At 61.7% G+C, this 17965-nt stretch carries 8 protein-coding genes and 4 pseudogenes; 5 read left to right on the forward strand and 7 right to left on the reverse strand.

The window, feature by feature from the left end:
- Positions 1-108 precede the first annotated feature (108 nt).
- Positions 109-1161: a hypothetical protein gene (locus tag ACXPWS_RS29210; protein WP_458709997.1), complete on the reverse strand. Its 1053-nt coding sequence runs from the start codon at positions 1159-1161 to the stop codon at positions 109-111.
- A gap of 471 nt (positions 1162-1632) precedes the next feature.
- Between ACXPWS_RS29210 and ACXPWS_RS29215 the strand changes: the two genes are divergently transcribed.
- Positions 1633-3474 carry a hypothetical protein gene (locus ACXPWS_RS29215; RefSeq protein ID WP_458709998.1) on the forward strand — a complete coding sequence of 614 codons (1842 nt, stop codon included), beginning with the start codon at positions 1633-1635 and terminating at the stop codon, positions 3472-3474.
- A 223-nt stretch (positions 3475-3697) separates the two neighbouring features.
- Here ACXPWS_RS29215 and ACXPWS_RS29220 read toward each other — a convergent pair.
- Positions 3698-4933, reverse strand: a pseudogene (locus tag ACXPWS_RS29220) (IS256 family transposase).
- A 340-nt stretch (positions 4934-5273) separates the two neighbouring features.
- Here ACXPWS_RS29220 and ACXPWS_RS29225 point away from each other — a divergent pair.
- Positions 5274-6333 (forward strand): annotated as a pseudogene (locus tag ACXPWS_RS29225) (IS110 family RNA-guided transposase).
- Positions 6334-6461: 128 nt separating this feature from the next.
- Positions 6462-7187: an FAD-dependent monooxygenase gene (locus ACXPWS_RS29230; protein ID WP_458709999.1), complete on the forward strand. Its 726-nt coding sequence runs from the start codon at positions 6462-6464 to the stop codon at positions 7185-7187.
- A gap of 130 nt (positions 7188-7317) precedes the next feature.
- Here the strand turns inward: ACXPWS_RS29230 and ACXPWS_RS29235 are convergent, their stop codons facing one another.
- Positions 7318-10890, reverse strand: coding sequence for a KAP family P-loop NTPase fold protein (locus ACXPWS_RS29235; protein ID WP_458710000.1), 3573 nt, complete (start codon positions 10888-10890; stop codon positions 7318-7320).
- 354 nt (positions 10891-11244) lie between these two features.
- Here ACXPWS_RS29235 and ACXPWS_RS29240 point away from each other — a divergent pair.
- A pseudogene (locus ACXPWS_RS29240) lies at positions 11245-11367 on the forward strand (transposase); the annotation flags it as partial.
- 393 nt (positions 11368-11760) lie between these two features.
- Here ACXPWS_RS29240 and ACXPWS_RS29245 read toward each other — a convergent pair.
- From ACXPWS_RS29245 to ACXPWS_RS29260, 4 genes are all read right to left on the reverse strand, one after another.
- A complete protein-coding gene (locus tag ACXPWS_RS29245; RefSeq protein WP_458710001.1) occupies positions 11761-12501 on the reverse strand; it encodes a hypothetical protein in 741 nt (246 codons plus the stop codon).
- 90 nt (positions 12502-12591) lie between these two features.
- Complete coding sequence (locus tag ACXPWS_RS29250; protein WP_458710002.1) at positions 12592-14982, reverse strand: Nal1-like putative serine protease; 2391 nt, start codon at positions 14980-14982, stop codon at positions 12592-12594.
- Between the two features lie 975 nt (positions 14983-15957).
- Entirely contained in the window at positions 15958-16392 is a 435-nt protein-coding gene (locus tag ACXPWS_RS29255) for a hypothetical protein (protein ID WP_458710003.1), read from the reverse strand.
- Positions 16393-16862: 470 nt separating this feature from the next.
- Positions 16863-17123 carry a helix-turn-helix domain-containing protein gene (locus ACXPWS_RS29260; protein ID WP_458713736.1) on the reverse strand — a complete coding sequence of 87 codons (261 nt, stop codon included), beginning with the start codon at positions 17121-17123 and terminating at the stop codon, positions 16863-16865.
- Positions 17124-17315: 192 nt separating this feature from the next.
- Here ACXPWS_RS29260 and ACXPWS_RS29265 point away from each other — a divergent pair.
- Positions 17316-17630, forward strand: a pseudogene (locus tag ACXPWS_RS29265) (TniQ family protein); the annotation flags it as partial.
- Between the last annotated feature and the right edge of the window lie 335 nt (positions 17631-17965).

The raw sequence follows: 17965 nt of genomic DNA on the forward strand, positions 1-17965 counted from the left end.
GCGATAACCCAAAAAGCTGGGCCTCTGGTTGTCGTGACAACCAGAGGCCCCGCTCGGTGTGAAGACGCTCGACCTGCTGACAACGCCGGCCCAGGGCGAGCCTTACGTTCAGGCGACGCTGCCCTCCCCACTGGCGGCGCCGTCCTTACCGCCCTCGGAGCTTTCAGTAGGCGGATGAAAGATGAAGCCCTTCGTGCTGGAGATAATCTCGTCGAAGGACTGCAGGTTGGTGACCTCAGGATCGGACGGCGCCTGCTCGGTCAGCGCGGCCGGCGCCTGAGCGCGGACAGCACCTCGATGGATCTCCAGGAAGTGGCCGAACTGCCGAACGCAGTGCTTTGCCAAGCGTTCGATATCTCCGCCGTCGCGATCCGCGCCGCGCATCCGCGGGAGCGGGGTGATTTCCCCGGTGACAGCTGCATCGATGAACGGCCGGGCATCCGGATCGTAGGCTGCTCGATTTTCCTCGAGCACCAGTCGCTTGGGCAGGTGCCCGGTCAAGACGAACCCGGCGAGCATCGTCCAGGCCGAGAACGATCCCGTCGCATGACCGTGCGCCTCGCCATTGGGAGTGAGGAAGCGATTCAGTCGGTCGAATTCACCGTGCTGGCGCACCTTACGTAGATGCAGCATCGCCTGGACTGCGGCGTCGAGGTTGGCTGCCATCTCTTCGGCGACCTTCGGGCCCATGTACTCGATCGGCCATTCCACCACGACGTGCTGGAAGGTCCGCTCGATGCCGTGCTGAATCCCGTACAGAAGGATCTCCTGGTCCTGGGCAATGCCCTTACTAACGAATGTCCTCGGGTCGTGCACCGGGTGCCAGTTGGCGATGTCGATCCATGCCAGATAGAGCGGTCGTTTCTGTGCACGAGCCAATCGCCGCAAGGTGCGCAGGAGCAATGACTGACTCCGTCGAGCGCGGTATTCCTGGGTCGGCCCACCGTGCACGACGGAGAGGCTGCGTTCGATCATCATCAGGTCCAGCGCGGCAATCCGTGAGGACAGGCTGCCTGGATGGCTGACAAAAGTGTCGATCCATTCCGGCGGCAAGGTCTCCACCAGCTGCTCAACCTCGTCGAAGAAGGCTTCTGGGCTGATGTCCTGCGCGTCGACGGCGTCGATACGGGCCGCCATCTCCATGCAGGCGAAATCACTCACCGCGCCGAGTGGCCGTACTGGATCTCCGGGAACTCCGCCCCCCGGCTGCCCGGGAAAGGTTTGCACCCACTTCGCGAGCTGGGCGCGGGGCGAGGACAACGGATCGGACGTGGGGTCATCATGACCGTCGTAGGCGTTCGTTCTCACGACAGCAAATCCCTTCAAATTGGGGATTCGGGGCCGTCAGGGGGTATAGTCGCCTGACGGCCCCGGTATCCGGGGTTGTTTCGGTAGTGGGCCGGGTTGGAGATTTGCTTTCCTAGGGCACTCCACCCGGCACCACAGCCTCAGAATCGCTTCCAGGGCCACCCATGAGTGTGTCTGACTCTGCGCGAAAGCGCCACTGATCAGCAGTTATGGTGCACACCTGGGCAGCGTGGCCCATAACGGCCCAGCGATTAAACTTTGGTTGGCCCAAAATCTGGTGGGCCAGCGCGAAATCTGCATCGGTGACGTCTAGATTCACCAATCATGATCAAGCGCGAGCCCGAGGTGCCCAACGATGGCAACGCCAAAAAGGCTCAGGCGCTCGTACCATACCCCCTGTCTACTGAGACCCAGGAGCGCAACCGCGCCCGAATCGTGCGGGGATTCAAAGAGTGGATTTTCGCCGATCATGACCGCGCCGACGAAGAACTTTCTCTGCGCGCGCTCAGTGAAATCGGTATCGGGTCCCGGAACACTCTCGGCGCGTACTTCAAAGCTGAAGAATGCGCGGGAAGCCCCTGGATGGCGTTGTGCTACATGGCTATGGAGGACTACCTGCCGGGAACCGACCCCGAACCGCCAGATACCCTGCGCAAGAATCACTCTCGCTACCAGCTGTGGCGCGCTAACACCAGACGAGACAACGACGACCTGGAGCTCTCGGAGCTCAAACTTACCGATAGCGACCAGCTCCTTAAAATTATCGAGGCTGCTACCACGCCATCGGATCTGCTTACCGTCACAACCGCAGCGCGGATCTACACCAAACGTCTCCACTCCAAGCTGATCTCCAACTCGCTGCTGACGGTGGGAGGCTCTGCGCTCCAACGTGAAGAAGCAATTGAGAACGCGGGACAAATCTGCGAGGTCGCCGAGCGTGTGATTGACGATTTGGTATGGCCCCGGCGGGCCGAGCTCTCCCCGCAAGTGCAACGAAATTGCGCAGCCATCATCGACTCGACTGTGGATGCTCGGCGCTTACTGTCGCGCGTCGCCGAACGGCAGTTTCCTGAACTGGCTCTGCTGCTGGCGCTTAGATATAAAGACTCTGACCTCACGAAAGCTGTCCGAACAGAGGCTGGCCGAGCGATGGTTCAGTACAACATCGACCACACCGAAGCGTTGATGGCTAGAAGCGCAATATCGGCGGCGGAGGGTGAGATACAGGCAACCGAAAACCTGCTCAACACCCTCACCGGTATCCGCGCATTCGGCTTACGTGACGATGTGCTGCATCTGTCCGCTAGTGGGCCACCCGCCAACGCCTTGCCGAGCGCGAAGCTTATGGCGATTGCGGCACGGCTAGCGATGTACATCATCGCCTACGCCTCCCCCACTACAGAGTCCAGTGTTTCGGCGCGGGAGAAGCAGCGGCGCATAGATTTCGCCGTACGCACCAAAAAGTGCGCGCAACAACTTCTTTCAGTGCTCGATCCAGATCTCGATCCTTCTGTCAGACAAGACAGGGCCGACGTCATTTCCCTACTGGGAGCAGCACGCGAACACCGTTTCATTGTCGGACCTTCTACAGCGCTGCGCATTTTGCGATTCCGCGGCACTGGCGAAATGCTGGTTGCCCGGATGCTGACCAACATCGCCACCACTGAGCCACCGATCGCTGACCGCTACGTTGCTACCCTGTACCTACACAAGGCTTCTGCATCCCTCAGCGGCGCCGCTGTCCATCAGACGCTGATGGACAGTGAGGAGAGGCGGACGATACTCATGGAGCGCGCCAGGACCCTGTACCAGCGAGCAATCGAATGGCAACGCAATGCCGGGGCGTCAAAGCGACTGAAGGCTTTGGCAACAACCGAACTGGAACAGCTGCAGAAACTCTTTGATGAACGCGCCACCTCAGTGGCGCCCGATCAAGGCAACAGGTCAGCGCCGAGCACCCTCGAAGGCGCTGTCACACGTTTACGCTCAGATTTGGACCAGATGATCGTTGAAGGAATTCTCTGGGCTGACCTCCGCGAGCTCAACAAACTGCCCGATGAGTCACGACTGCGAGTCCAAAGGTTGCTGAATACACTGTCTGAAGCGACACGCTTCCTGAAGGACCCTGAGATGGGACTGCGGACAGATCTACCCCCGCGGCAATGAGCCGACCTGGGGATCCAGACGCTTGTGCTACTCGCGGCCCTGGACACCGCCTGCACAAGCGTCGAGACCCTCGGTCAGCGAGCTGCCGAGTCCTTCGAGAAGCATCCCGATTACGCGATCATCACCAGCTTTCCCGGCGTGGCCGACTCGACTGGCGCGCGCCCGGGGTCAAGTCCAGGGGCGTGGTGTACGACGTCGTCGTGTGATTCTTCGATGTGATGGTTCAGGCGGTCAGTGCCGCGGGGGTGGCCTCCTGTTCGGTCGGGGTGCCGTTGACAGCGCGTGATTTGCTCAGGACGTCCAGACCGAGGTAGCGCCGCGATTCGGCCCATTCGTCGTGTTGTTCGGCCAGCACGGCGCCGACGAGGCGGATCAGGGCGTCGCGGTCGGGGAAGATGCCTACGACGTCGGTGCGCCGGCGGATCTCCTTGTTGAGTCGCTCTTGGGGGGTTGTTGGACCAGATCTGGCGCCAGATCTGTTTGGGGAATGCGGTGAACGCCAGTAGATCCGGACGAGCGGATTCGAGGTGCTCGGCGGTCTTGGGCAACTTGTCGGCGAGCGCTTCGATGATTCGATCATATTGGGCGGCAACGGATTCCGTGTCGGGTTGATCGAACACCGAGTGCAGCAGGGTGCGTACCCACCGCCACGACGCCTTCGGGGTCAGCGCCATCAGATTGGTCGTGTAATGCGTTCTGCAGCGCTGCCACGTTGCGCCGGGCAGGGTGGCCCCGATCGCGGCCACCAACCCGGCGTGCGCGTCACTGGTCACGAGCTTGACCCCGGACAGGCCTCGGGCGGTCAGCGACCGCCAGAACGTCAACCAGCCGGCTCCGTCCTCGGCGGTGGTGACGTCGATACCGAGGATCTCCCGGTACCCGTCGGCGTTCACCCCGACCGCGATCAGGGCGTGCACGTTGACCACCCGGCCGCCCTCGCGGACCCTCAGGACCAGGGCGTCGGCCGCGACGAACGTGTACGGCCCGGCGTCCAGGGGTCGGGTGCGGAAGGCCTCGACGGCGGTGTCGAGTTCCTTGGCCATCACCGACACCTGCGACTTCGACAGCGACGTGATGCCGAGAGTTTCGACGAGCTTGTCCATCCGTCGCGTGGAGACCCCGAGCAGCTAGCAGGTGGCGACCACGGTGGTCAGGGCCCCCTCAGCCCGTTTGCGGCGTTCCAGCAGCCAGTCCGGGAAGTACGATCCGTGGCGCAGCTTGGGATCGCGAGATCCAATGTGCCTGCGCGGGTGTCGAATTCGCGGTGCCGGTAACCGTTGCGGGAGTTGGTGCGCTGCACCGAACGCTCGCCGTAGCTGGCGCCGCACAGGGCGTCGGCTTCCGCGCCCATCAGGGTGTGGATGAACGTGGCCAGCAGTTCGCGCAGGACGTCGGGGTGGGTGGCGGTGAGTCGTTCTGCCAGCACGGCGGGCAGGTCGATATTGTGGGCAGCGGTCATCGCGTCGATTCCTTTGCTCGAGTGACTTTGGTCGGTCTCTCGAGCAAAGGAATCGACGCGATGACCTTCAATCACTCGGCTATGACACGCCGGCGCTACTGATCAGGTCCGACTCGTACACCAACTTGTTGAATTCAGGTGGGGATGCGCCGCCTGCAGCGATGCTCCCTGTGGTGGTGATCGGTCTGGCTCGCCGTACACCTGTCGCCTTCGGGCTGACTCCGAGAGTGGCCTGTCGGCCGGTCGCCACCACAGCGTGGAGTGGCTGAAGAGAGGCTTGTTCGACCTGAAGTTGGTGTGCCCTCCTCGCAACCGAAATCCATTCGAGCAGAGGAACTACATGCCATCAACCCCGGACACGTCCATGCCGTCGGTGATGATCGCGATCGACCCGCACAAGCGGTCGTGGACCGCCGCGGCCGTTGATGCCCGGCTGCAGCCGCTGGCAACGGTCCGCGTCCCGGTCAGCCGAGACGGCTACCGAACGCTGCTCCGCTTCGCCCGACGCTGGCCCGACACCGCGTGGGCGATTGAGGGCGCCAGCGGTCTCGGGGCTCCACTGACTGTTCGGCTGCGTCAAGACGGCATCACCGTGATTGACGTACCCGCCAAACTCGCGGCCAGAGTAAGGCTCCTCTCCACAGGGCACGGTCGAAAGAGCGATGAGGCCGATGCCGTGTCGGTGGGCGTCGCCGCTCGTACGTCCAATTCTCTCAACACAGCCGCGATCGACTCTGCAACAACGGCTTTACGCGCACTCGTCGAGCACCGAGACGACCTGGTCAAGACCCGGATCCAGACCCAGACCATCAACAGACTTCACACCGTTCTCACCCACGTCATTCCCGGCGGCGCCAGCCGCGACCTCAACGCCGAACGGGCCGCTGAGCTCCTGCGCACCGTGCGACCGCGAGACACCGCAGGCAAGACGCTCCGCGCACTGGCCGCCGATTTGATCTCAGAACTGCGCGGACTCGACCGCAGAATCGACAAGGCCGTCCACGACATCGAGATCGCGGTCAAAGCATGCGGCACCACCCTGACCGAGCTGCACGGCATCGGCGCTCTGACCGCCGCCAAAAATCGTCTCCAGAGTCGGCTCGATCCACCGCTTCCACTCACCTGCGGCGTTCGCCAGCTATACCGGCACATCCCCGATCGAAGTATCGTCCGGAGACGTCGTCCGACACCGACTTTCCCGCGCCGGCGATCGTCAACTCAACTACTGCCTACACGTCATGGCCATCACCCCAATCCGACGAAACACCCAGGGACGTACCTACTACCTGCGCAAACGCGCAACCGGCAAGAGCCACAGCGAAGCGATGCGCTGCCTCAAAAGGCGACTGTCTGACACCGTCTACCGACAGCTACTCAACGACGCCAACACCACGACTTGACACAGAGAGGCGCCACTCTGCTGGACGCAACCGGTGCGCTCGTGATTGTTGCACTTCCGCACGGCCTACATAGGGTCTTCGCCAGCGTCGCGCGCACTGCCGAAACATCTGCGCCGACTGTCGAGGCCATGCAGTCCATCCTCGATGACCGCGGACCCGGGGGTCTGCAGATCGGCACTCCGGTATGGGCGGCGACTTTCAACGTGCACGCACGTACCGCACAAAAATATCGAGACCAGCAGATCTTCCTAGCAGGAGACGCGGCCCACATCCACAGCCCGGCAGGAGGGCAAGGTCTCAACGCGGGAATCCACGACGTCCACAATCTCGCATGGAAATTGGCCGAAGTCATCGACGGAGCCAACCCCGCCCTGCTGGACTCCTACGAGACCGAGCGCCACCACATCACCTCACGAATCGTGCGAAACGCCGACCTGCAAACGCGGGGATGGATGCTCGACAAGTGGTGGCAGATCCTGCTCAGGGACACAGCGATGCGCATCGCCAACCAGACTGGTCTGCTCGATCGCCACTACGCCGCACAACTCGCGGGACGAAGCCATCGCTATCCCGCCTCGACGGCCTTGAGGCCGCACCACGGAAAACCAGTGGGAACGCGCCTCTCTCGGCATCAACTTCATCTCAATGGCGTGCCGATGCAGGGCTGGCGGATTCTGACAGACAGGCCGGTCGGAATCCCTGGCGAACATGTCGTACCGCCGCTGCTGCGTAGCATTCACGGGCGCCCCGCCTATGTCCTGGTCCGGCCTGACGACATCATTGCAGCCGCTGGGCAGGACCCGATGGCCGCTATGGCTGCTTACGAGTGGTCGAAGGACTCCCGCTCTACTTGAGCACGCTCAAGCACTCGATCAACGCTCAAGCGACTGCAGGTGGTCTATCGCACAGCTCAACGCATTCGATGTCCGAGTCCTGACCAGTGGTAGTGCTCGCCGCCTCCGAAGTTCTCCACTTTGCGTTAGATCATTCTGCTTGGAACTGGCCACTCACGGCGGCGCCAGCCGAGAAAGTGAGCCTGGCCACCGACGGGATCCACGAAGTCCAAGTGCCCAACTGCTCAGGCAGAGCCACACCGCGATGCCGCGCCTCCGCCGTAACATGAACGAGGGAGTTCGCTATTCGCGACAACAGTATGGCGTCGAGGGGTTGTTCTGAACGATTCACCGCTTCTGCCAGGTCTCTGACGAAGCCCGTCCACGTCGTCTCCGGCGTTGATCGATGGCTGGTCGACATGTGCTGGAGAATAACCGGACCTTCCTTTGGGTAGCCGATGAGCAGCGCGAGAAGTACGAGAGCAGGTCGCAAGGCGTGGCCACTCGATGGTTGGCTTCTCAACCTGCGAATTGCTGTCATCAGCGCGTAACTGTTGACGAGCCTCTTAACTGCGCGTGGCGTTGTGATGATCGGTGGTCCAAGCAATTTGAGCAACAGCAGTTCGTCACCATCAAATGCGAGCGGATCGACTCGATCCATCTCTCGCGGCGGCGGCAACCCAATTTGTGGTGCCAAGTCGGGCGCTCCGGTTTGGGGGCGATGCTGCACCCTGACCTCGTCTCCTCTCGCCGCTGCATCAATGTTTGCCCCCTCGCGTTCATCGCGTACTGGCCTGCGAACAACGAGGTCTTCTAGCAGCGCCGCGTACCCCGATGAACTCAACGACGGGATATAAAGCACGATCTGAAAGATCTTCTCTAGGTACTGCGTTGGAGTTGATGCCCACTCGCCGCGTCCGTCTTCCGGCGTAGTCTCGGACAGGACATCACTGTAGTGGACGGCGACCGCGCGACGTAGCCACCGTGGGTCGACAGCAAGGACCACAACGAACAGTTCCACTGCGAGCATCAGATGGACAGCTTCAAGGACTTCCACGACCCGCCGTGGCGGGCATCGGTCCAGATCATCGATGTAGAGCACGATTCGATCGATTCGTGGAAGAGAGTCGCCTACAACGTCATTGGCTTCGTACTCGATTTCACTTCGGGTCAGGAGCCGCGACATACGCTCGAAATCCTCCCGAATCTCGGTCATCAGCCCCAGTGATTGCCGATAGGTGTTATCCGTGGCGCGCTCCACGACAAGTCCAGCGAGCTGGCCCGCGGCAGTCAAATCGCGAAGTTCGCGTTCAAGCGTTTCGATGGTCGAGTCGCTGACGCGCACAGCGAGATCGATGTCCTTATTCATCGATTCGATCAGGCGCTGGGACGCCTGACGGAAACTTTGGACTGCACGGGACGCCGCGTTTAGTTGCTCTTTGAGAGATTCGAACTTTGGTCGGACTTCCGTCCAGTATCCACCCCCGATCACGGACAATGCGACGATCCCGCTAAGAATTTTCGCCGGGACGTTGGGCATCCACGTCCATACCCCAAGGCCGATGGCCAGTATCGCAATCAGCGTCAGACCGATCTTGACCCATGGCATCGCGGCCAGAACTCTCATAATCTGTCGACGTCGGTAGGTCGTCCACCCTGCCGCAGCACCGATGAAGTCGTCGAACTCGGCTGCTAAATCCGGATCGATGTCCGCTAATGAGGCCTTCAGTGCCGAAGGGTGCGTCTTAGACAGCGTGGCGGCATCGGCGTGCGACCGAACTCTTCTTAGCTGATCTCTGCGAGCCTTCTCGGCCGCGATGCGTTCGGGCAGATGCCGTTCGGCGATGATTTCAGATAGAAGGCGCGACTGCTGACGTTGTTTTCCCCGGATGTCTTCGCTGTCCTCAGCGCTTGCACCGAGCTGACTGAAGATTTCTGACACCAGGCTTGCCCAGAGATCAGTCTCCGAGTAATGCCAGGCGTTGAACCGAATCTGGCGGATGTCGCGGTGTTGCGTGTCTGTTCCTACTTCGAGGAGTGAGTTGTCGCGCGCCGGTGCGCTGATATCCGTAATTTCTTGATGGAGCAGATTCATGAAGTGACTTTTGCCCTCACCCCATTGACCGAAGATCCCGATCGACAAGGGCGGTCGAGCCGTCCGAGACGCAATGACTTCTGCCAGCGCGGCGGCCTCGACTCGCCGATCCAGAACATCCGCGCTGTCGCCGGAGGTCACCGCGTCAGAACGGTAGTCAGGTTTCGCGCTTACCGGCGCGCCTAGAGTGAGTTCGAATGCACGAACCTGCGAGCCGTCGTCACCATAGAGCGCGGGCTTGCCGTCATGAAGTCCCCAGTTGGCCCAGTGCAAACCAAGGTTCAGGCCTTGTTGCGGTCCAGGGTGCATTGCTGGATGCCACATCCAGACGCGACCGGGTTCTACTCCGCCGACTGCGAGGATTGGGTCAGCGCCGATATGGCACCAGGCTCCCCACGCGGTCTGTCCGATTTCGTTTCCGTCCAATGAAAGCTGCACAGGATGGAACCCATCTATGCCTAGGCACCATAGCGTTACCTCGTTGGCAGGGCCACCGGTGGCGACAACCTCGACCCCGCCGATGTTTGTAGCGGCTCCCCATAGCAGCGGACCTTGGGGACTGGCCGGACTCGTCGGCGCCGGCACTTCGCGCCCTGAGGCCAGGTCGAAGAATCTCACGCCACGGGTACCACCAGCCACTAACACGGACGCAGATTCCGTTTCTGATGTGTCACCGTTGGTGTAGGACACATGCAGTGCGTGACCCCATGAAAGTCCCCCGCTGCCGACGTGAACTTCGCTGACGAATCCGCTGTCACCGGTCGGGTCCCAAAGGCGATAGGAATCGCGCATTCCTAGGACGAGCTTCCAGGATCTATCGACGTATGCCCATGTACCCCAGGGGTTTTCCGCTAGGGAACGAGTCGTCTTGACTTCTTCAAAGCCGCGCTCGCTGTAGAAACTGACGTTGCCGTGCCCGTCGCCTAGCGCAATTCGTGGGGATGACGACACGGGTTGACAGTCGCCCCACGCTGCACGGAACGGGAGTCGAATCAGATCAGCGCCGTCACCCGGACTAGCAACGACGGTCTCTTGATCACGAGATCCCATGGCGACCAATGCTTTGCCGGTCTCATCGATACTCCGCGCTCCCCAGTCGAAATGCTGCGCAATGACGGTCTCGAGCGGATGAAGCGACAATGAGAATGCGGGTACAGCGCCCTTGCTGGATGGCGGTTGACTGTACTCATTAGAGGAGCCGTCTGGCCCACTGGTACCAGACCCGAAAACGAAAGCACCGTCTGAATCGCGCCGCCCCACAATTGTTACCCAACCTGCACGACGAAGACCGCCATCGCGATCGTCTACATCTTCAGTCGACCGCTCTGTGTAGAACGACACTCCAGGCAGTGATGGAAAACGGAACACTGCCTCCCAACCGAAAAATGTGCCCACGGATTCGGCGTTGGAAAATGTGTCCGCCTCCTCGGCTGTGACCGGACCGATCGATCCGCTGCGCATTTTTCGCGTGCCGGTGACATCATCTGTGGCTTGAAATTCAATCCACCCGACTGCATGTTGTTGTGGTGCAGCCGATGACATCGCGTCCACACTGATGCTCGCCGTCCGAGTCGCGGTAAAGGTGACCTTGGGAAGACTGGCAAATTTGAATGTAGCAATCTCTTCCACTCATACCCCCTGTAGACTTTTCAACTTGCTGAGCTCAGCCCGTTCATTGAATCGCACCGAGCCAGAAGGCCCGGCCAGAATTCCCAAACCCCGTTCACTAACATTCATCACGCAAGGCAATTCACGCAATTCGGATAAAGAATCTGTTGTGACCCGCCACAGCGAGCGGCCGAATGGTCCTCAAGGGCACCCGCGCCAGCGCTGGTGGGGTCGGAGCGCTGCGGTTTCGAGCCACCACTGCTCTCCAAGTAAGCAGAACGTACCTCCAGAGGGTACGAAGTGCATATGGGACTGCCCCCAGTTTGGTTGACTCCTGACCTGTGAGGATTCGTCCTTGCTGGAAGGATCAACCTCGTGCCGACACCGTTTCCCGCCGAGTTCCGAGCTGATGTCATCGCCGTGGCCCGTAAGGGCGAGGCGCCGCTGCGCCAGATCGCGAAGGACTTCGGTATCTCGGAAGCCTGCCTGCACCGCTGGCGCAGTTTCCAGTGCCGCGGCGCCTTCCGCCGCGGTTCCGTGCGGGTTGGCCTGCAACCAGGCATCGGCCGCAGCACGCGCCGAGCGGTTCGCGGCCAATGAGTAGTTCACCGCGTACAACGGAACCGCGGTGATCAGGAGCGGGAAGCTCAGGCTCATTCGGGTTGACACGATGACCGGTAGATAAGCGGCGTTCGGCCAAGGCCTCTTGGATCCGGCTTGTGCACGCAACAGATCTCGCTTGCGAACCTCACTGGGCGACAGCGGGGTTCCGTCCGGGCCGGCTTCCGGCGCGTTCGACACCATCCAGTCGACGACCTCCGCGGGAAAGAGCTCGCGCATCTCGTCGGGTTCGAAGAAATACTCCTGTGTTGTCCAGGGCATCGGCATTGGTTAGCGACGAGTGATGTTTGTGGTCATCATCTGCAGCGTGATGCCCGATGAGGCAAGTGTTCCGAACGTGAGCGGTCCATCATCGCTGGAAAGCCCGGCAATCGCCTGGAACTTCGCGTGCAGCCACGGCGTCAACGCCGGCGCCCCGCCGGCGCCGGTGCCAGGCATACCGGTGCACAATCCAAAGTTCTTTGCCGACACTTTCCCCAGCGTTCCGGCAACACCGCACGCGACTGCGACAGTCGCACCGATTAGTGCCAGGACCAGGCCGGCGAGCGCTCCCGCGACGAGCGCTAACCCGTGACTCTCTGCACAGGCGACGGTCACCGCAATGCCCGGTATCGCACCGAGCAGCGCCCACCACCGATAGCCCGCGAACAACGCCACGGCGATGCGGATCTTCCTCGCGGACTTGCCCATGCCGGCAGTGAACGCACGGTAGAGCGGTCGGGTCTGTTTGGTGGGCTGAAAAAGCCGGAACAGAACCGATTCCCCGTCCACCTGCGCGGTGATGTCCGTCGGAAGCGTTTCGAGCAGCGTGAATCCGCCAGTAGCTCTGCCGAACTCAGCTGCAGCGGCCCCTGCGGCAGCGATCGCGCCAGCGGAGGATCCGCCCACCGAGCGCAGCCGGTAGGTCTCAGCGAGTGTGCACACGGCGCGGGGGTAGATCACACCGCTGGTGATCCCACCCTTCATCACGACGTCGCATTCCAAGTCCGGCTTCGTCTTCGGAATGTTCATCGAGCGCTCCTCACAAGGGGTATGTGGTTGAAGGACTCTTCGAAGTGGGTGCTCTACGGGCGGAATGGCTGCGGTGACTGCCGTCCGCTCCTATCGCTTGCGGGCCGCCTTTTTCGCAGCCTTAGCTGGCGCGGCGCGCTTGGTCGCTTGCTTGCGGGCAGCTTTCTTCGCGGGAGCACTGCTAGGAGGCGCAGGCGGATTTTGTGGGGCGTCGGATCCTGGAAGGTCGTCTTGGCCCAGATATTTGAGGTGAAGCGAGCGCAGGAAATCCTTGTTTTCGTAGATCGGCATCAAGTCTGTGGTGCCGTCGAAAACTGTGATGAGCCAATCCGAGTCATCTGAGGCGCCGGAGAGTGTCCATGCGGCCGTCCACAGTGCGCTAAGCGTGACGGCTCCCGCTGCGATGACGTCGACGGTCTGGTCTCCACATTTGTTCCAGAGCGCGTCCAGAACTGCGGGTGCCTTGGTGGGGTTCGTGACTCCGGCTGGGCGCGCCTGATTGTAGGTGTGGCAGATCGTCTCGGGCGGCAGCGTTTCCCGGGCAAAGATCATCAAATCCATGACCGCTTTGGCCGCATCGCGTGGACTGTGAATCGTGCGAGGCGTGAAGCTCAGATTCTTGATGGCACCGCCGATCTCGCTCGCGATAGTGTCGGCATACGCGTCCACCATGTTGTCCTCGTAGGTGGCGTGCACGCCGGTCCGTGCTCCGTTCAACCCGTCGGTGTGTTGGGAGGAATGCAAAGGTTGGCATGCGTCGCCCACGTAGTGCGCCAGGCATCCGACTGCGGTGAGAAAACGCGCGCCGTCTCCGCGTTGCGCGTATTCTACGATTTTGGTGAAGGTCTGCCAGGCCCGGAAGGGCAGCGCGCCTTGGTTATTGGACCGTGCCGTCGAGGCGCTGGGCACCGGTGCGTCGTCGTAGAAGTCCATCCAGTTGCTGTGGTTGAGTGTGTCTTCGTCGGCGCGATAGGCCTCCAGCAGCGATTGGCCGTCGCCTCCGGGAAGGTCGATGTCGGCGTAGTGATTCCAGTTCTCCATCACCCGTGCGACTTGCGGCTTCACCCGGTTGATCGTTGTCTTCCATACCACGTCCGGCACATCGCTGAGCGGGACGAAGTCCTTGGCCTGCAAATGAGTCGCCGTTTGCAGTTGCTTGTCGCTACTGAAGCTGAGGTTGTTGACGTTGGCCGTGAAGAACTTCCGCAACGCCGGGTTTTTGACCAGGAAGCATGCCTGCTGCCCAATCTTGAAGTGCCCCACAGGCCCCCAATACTGCACGCGTTCTGCGGTGGGCCCGGAAAGCAGATCGAGATTCAGTTCCCGCAGGACTACCGCCATCGACGTGGCCAGCGAGAACTGCAGGAATTGGCCTCCGGCGGGATCATCGCTGATCTGTTGGCCGCCCCATTCCAGTCCGAACGGTGAACGCTCACCAGGGGCGATGACACCGTCCAGACACCACAGTGACCCCGAATCACCGGGCTGCGTCACCAGGGGACGGCCCGTGTCATCCGATCGTGTACCGATGACGAAGTCAGCGATGTAGTCGCGTCCGCCCACCGACTTGTATCGATAGAACAGAGCTTTGATCTCTCCGTGCATGTCTCCGCTTGCGGCTCCATGCCCGACCACTGGCTGCCCGATCCACGACAGCGAGGCGGTGCTCGCATCGAAATCTCTGACGTCACCGATCGGCTGCGTCAGGGCGGACTCGTCCCAGATGTTGGCATCTTCGAGCCGGACGATGGCGGCATCGATATTCACCACGGCATCCTTGCCGGGCAGACTCGGGTACACCTCCGAGAATGTGCGCTCGGTGAGGTGAGGCGTTCCGAGGGTGGTGCCCACCACGACGGGAACACCGTCAAGCAGGGCTCGCACTGGCCGGCCCACCACGCCGGCAAGGTGAGTGTTGGTCAAGATGTAGAAGTCGCTGCCATCGGAAACCAGGCATGCGACCGTGCCCATCCGACGCATGCCCTGAGCGTCGACATAGATGGGCGAACCGACGCCGAGTGTGTCGGCCGCGAGGTGACTCGGGTCAAGTGCGGGAGCGGGAAGATGCGCGGACTCGGCGAGGACGACACAGACTGGAACGATGCGCCCATCTGGCATGTAGATAAACGGGGGCAGCACATCCTCGGGATGTTTGACCAAATCGTCAAGGGTTTGCCACCGCTTCACGAACACTAAGACGCATGGCCATGACCACGTCTTCACGCTGGAATTTCGCAGCGTGCGCGGTGCGGCCTTGGGTTGGCGAGAGCTGAGGCGACCACCGCTCGTTTCGTGTGCGTCAGGATCAGTGTCACGCACGAGATAACGTCCGACCGCGGTCGAGAACACGTTCGGTTTGTGCGCGAGGTGGACGCGAAACTGGTCGCGAGCATCCAGAAGATCGCGCACGCCGAGCGACTGAAAGTCAACGGCGCTCAGTCGTTCCGGCTTTCGTGACAACTGCTGTGTGGCATGGCGCATGAGCTTGCCTTCCCGACGCTGTTGGGCGTTCGTGTTCGGGCTGCAGATAGCCGCGGCGCGTGACCATCCAGGCCCGGTTACTGCCTAACACACTGTGATCGGCAGGTTGAGGGCCTTTGCAGAGAATTCACCCGTGGCATCCGATTTCGAGCAGAGCCGGGGAATGTGGCAGGAATTTGGGGTAGGCGACTACTCGTTTCTCAGCGTGGTGAGCACAGTAGGTTGTCGCCGATAAGATTCCGGTGCGCAGCGAGGCGCCCTATCGCGGTTACCGCGCCTCGCGACCTGACGTGTCGCGTGCTGTCGTCAAGTTCGGCACGTTGCCTGGTGTCACCCTCGAGTTCGCACGACTCGGATTGGACCAATCAGATCCTGCCTTCGATGGCTCCTATCCGGCTGGTGGGCTGCAGGCCTACCGAGGAAATTTCCTCCCCTGAAATTCTGACACGCCCCGTGGAGGCTGGGGCCGGTCGCGCCCTAGTCGAATTCCTATTCGACAACTTTTGTTGACGACGGTTGAAGACCCGGCCAGTCGCGACGGGGTTGAAAAGTAGGCCATCCAATCAGATTGGATGGGTGATCTCCTTGGAAGACTGGGCCTTGATCAGGCATCTTCACCGCAGCGAGGGTTTGTCGCAGCGGGCCATCGCACGACAACTGGGCATCGCGCGTGACACCGTGACGGGCTTCACTGGCCCCCGCACCGAAGCGCGGGCCGGCGTGGGTTCCTGATCGTCTGGGCATGCCCACGACATCTACTGTGCCCCGCAGGACCGCACGCAACCAGCTGAGGCAGGTAACTGCGGCCCCGCCCGGTACCGGCTCTCGGGGACGGACGAGAGCGGCCCTGCTTCGTGACGGTCCACCGCTGACACCACGGCGGCACTTCGCCGCAGGGGGTACCAACCAGCAAGCGCGGGCATAATGTGTCCGCTGGTGAAACAGACAATCGGCAGTCGTCCCACGCGCTCGGACCTACCGCTTCCATCTGGCCGCGGCGTGTTTCGCCACGGCGAGCACCTCCCGTTCGTCTCCTTGCTGGAGCGCTTCACAAGGTGTGCGACCGGCAAGCTCGTTGGTTGGTGTTCTCATCCACAGAGCCGCCTGCCAAGTGTCCGACGTTGCGCTAGCAAGGGCCTGGAGCGCCGCGGCCAGACCGGGCAACACGGTGCCGTCGATAGTGAACTGAAATGTCGGGAACACGAGTGCACCTTGGTCGGTGGGACAGCCCAGGATGTCGCTTCGGTGAGCCAGATCCATAACGGCTTGCAGGGGCAGGCCTAGTTGTCTCACTGCGCCAGCGGCGTCGAGGAAGGGGCCAACCACAGCATCAAAAGGGTGCATTCGCCTGTTGACGGTGCCGTGGAACTCGTTGCCTGCGTTGTGGTGGGCGTCGCGTTTACTGGTCATTCCGAGCTGCCGTTCTCGATCAATACCACTGCAGTGGCGATCCGCTTTGGGCCTCTTCAGAGCTGCGCGGCAAGGCCAGGGCCGATCGACTGGAGGCGTTCTTCCGGTGCCTCCGTTGTGAGCTTTATGCACTACTAGTAGTACGCTTGTGGTGCGGGTCCGGAAGTGGCTTTCGGAAGTGCCAGCCGTAGGGTGTCGAACTGGCCACGCTCGTAGCAGTCATCTGCGAATAGTCGTCCCATGTGCCCTTCCGGGCCCGCCCAACGCAGCTGAGTCGGCAACTTCTGCTTCCTACTTGGATGGCGTGCGAGTCGTTGGGCACTCGTACACAGGTTCGGCTGGCACCAGCGCTGGTTCGCATCCTGAATCGAGGTGGGACCGTGATCGCGGCGCCTGCGGGCCTCGCGACCGTGTCCGCGCTGGATCCGAGACGACGACGATCCGCGCATCACCGGGAATGCGCGGTAGTCCTATCGGATTCCTTCAACGAGGTCGGCTGCTGTTACGCCCAGGGCTTTGGCGATGTCGAACAGTCGCTCATGCAGAAGCCCCCGCCTGCCGTGCTCTACGTCGACGAGAACGTTGCGCGACACACCTGAGAGTAGTGCCAGCTGTTCCTGGGTGAGGCCGCGTTCGAGGCGGATGGTGTTGATGCGCGTGCCGACTTTGCGGCGACGTTTTTCCCATGCTGCGACCCGCTTGGGGTCGTTTTGACTGGGGCGCGTCGGCACATCTTCAAGTAAGTTCCGCCAACGCGCAGAAGTCTGCCCCACTAGTAGGTCATTCTGTATAGAGGCCTACTAGTAGGGCATCCATCCGTGTCGTCTTCATGCCGTCTGACCCCGATATCCGGGCAGCTCTCACGTCACCGTGACGTGCCACGGTGCATCCGGTTGCGGACGCTTCCTCTGCGGGTATCACCGGTGACAGGTGAGGCGCTGGATTCCTGGCTAGACGCGTTGGCCGCGCGGTGTGGTGTCTCGTGGGCCATTCTGCTGTCCGCGACCGGCTACACATGTCGTGGCGAGCCGTTGACGTCACGGCGGCCTGCGTTAACGTGGAATCAGCGCCAGTTGGATTCGGTGAGCTTTACCGCCGGGCTGCCCAGAGATGCTCTTCAGTCGATGGCGTTGACATCGCTACTGCCTGCGACGCACCCGGGATATCACCTCGCGCGGACGCTCATGCTGCCTGGTTCTCGGTTCTGCCCCTCTTGCCTCGGCGAGACAGGTGGTCGATGGCAGCTATGGTGGCGCCTGCGGTGGAGCTTCGCCTGTCCTCGACACCACTGCATGCTCGTCGATGCATGCCCAACATGCAGGCGGCGGCAGCGGATGATGGCCCCGTCGATGGACCTTGTGCCGACGCCGGCGCACTGCCAACGCACCCAGCTGGGCGTCGCGGGCGGACGCACCCCCGAGCGCTGCGGCAGTCTCCTACCCGAAGCTTACGCCGCGCCGTTACCTGCCGATGACCCTGTACTCACCCTGCAACGTCGCATTCTGGGCATCATCTCTGCCGGAGCGACGTCAGCAGGTGCGCATGCTCGGCGCGCCACGTCCTCCGACGTGCT

Source organism: Mycobacterium sp. BMJ-28 (assembly GCF_054404835.1).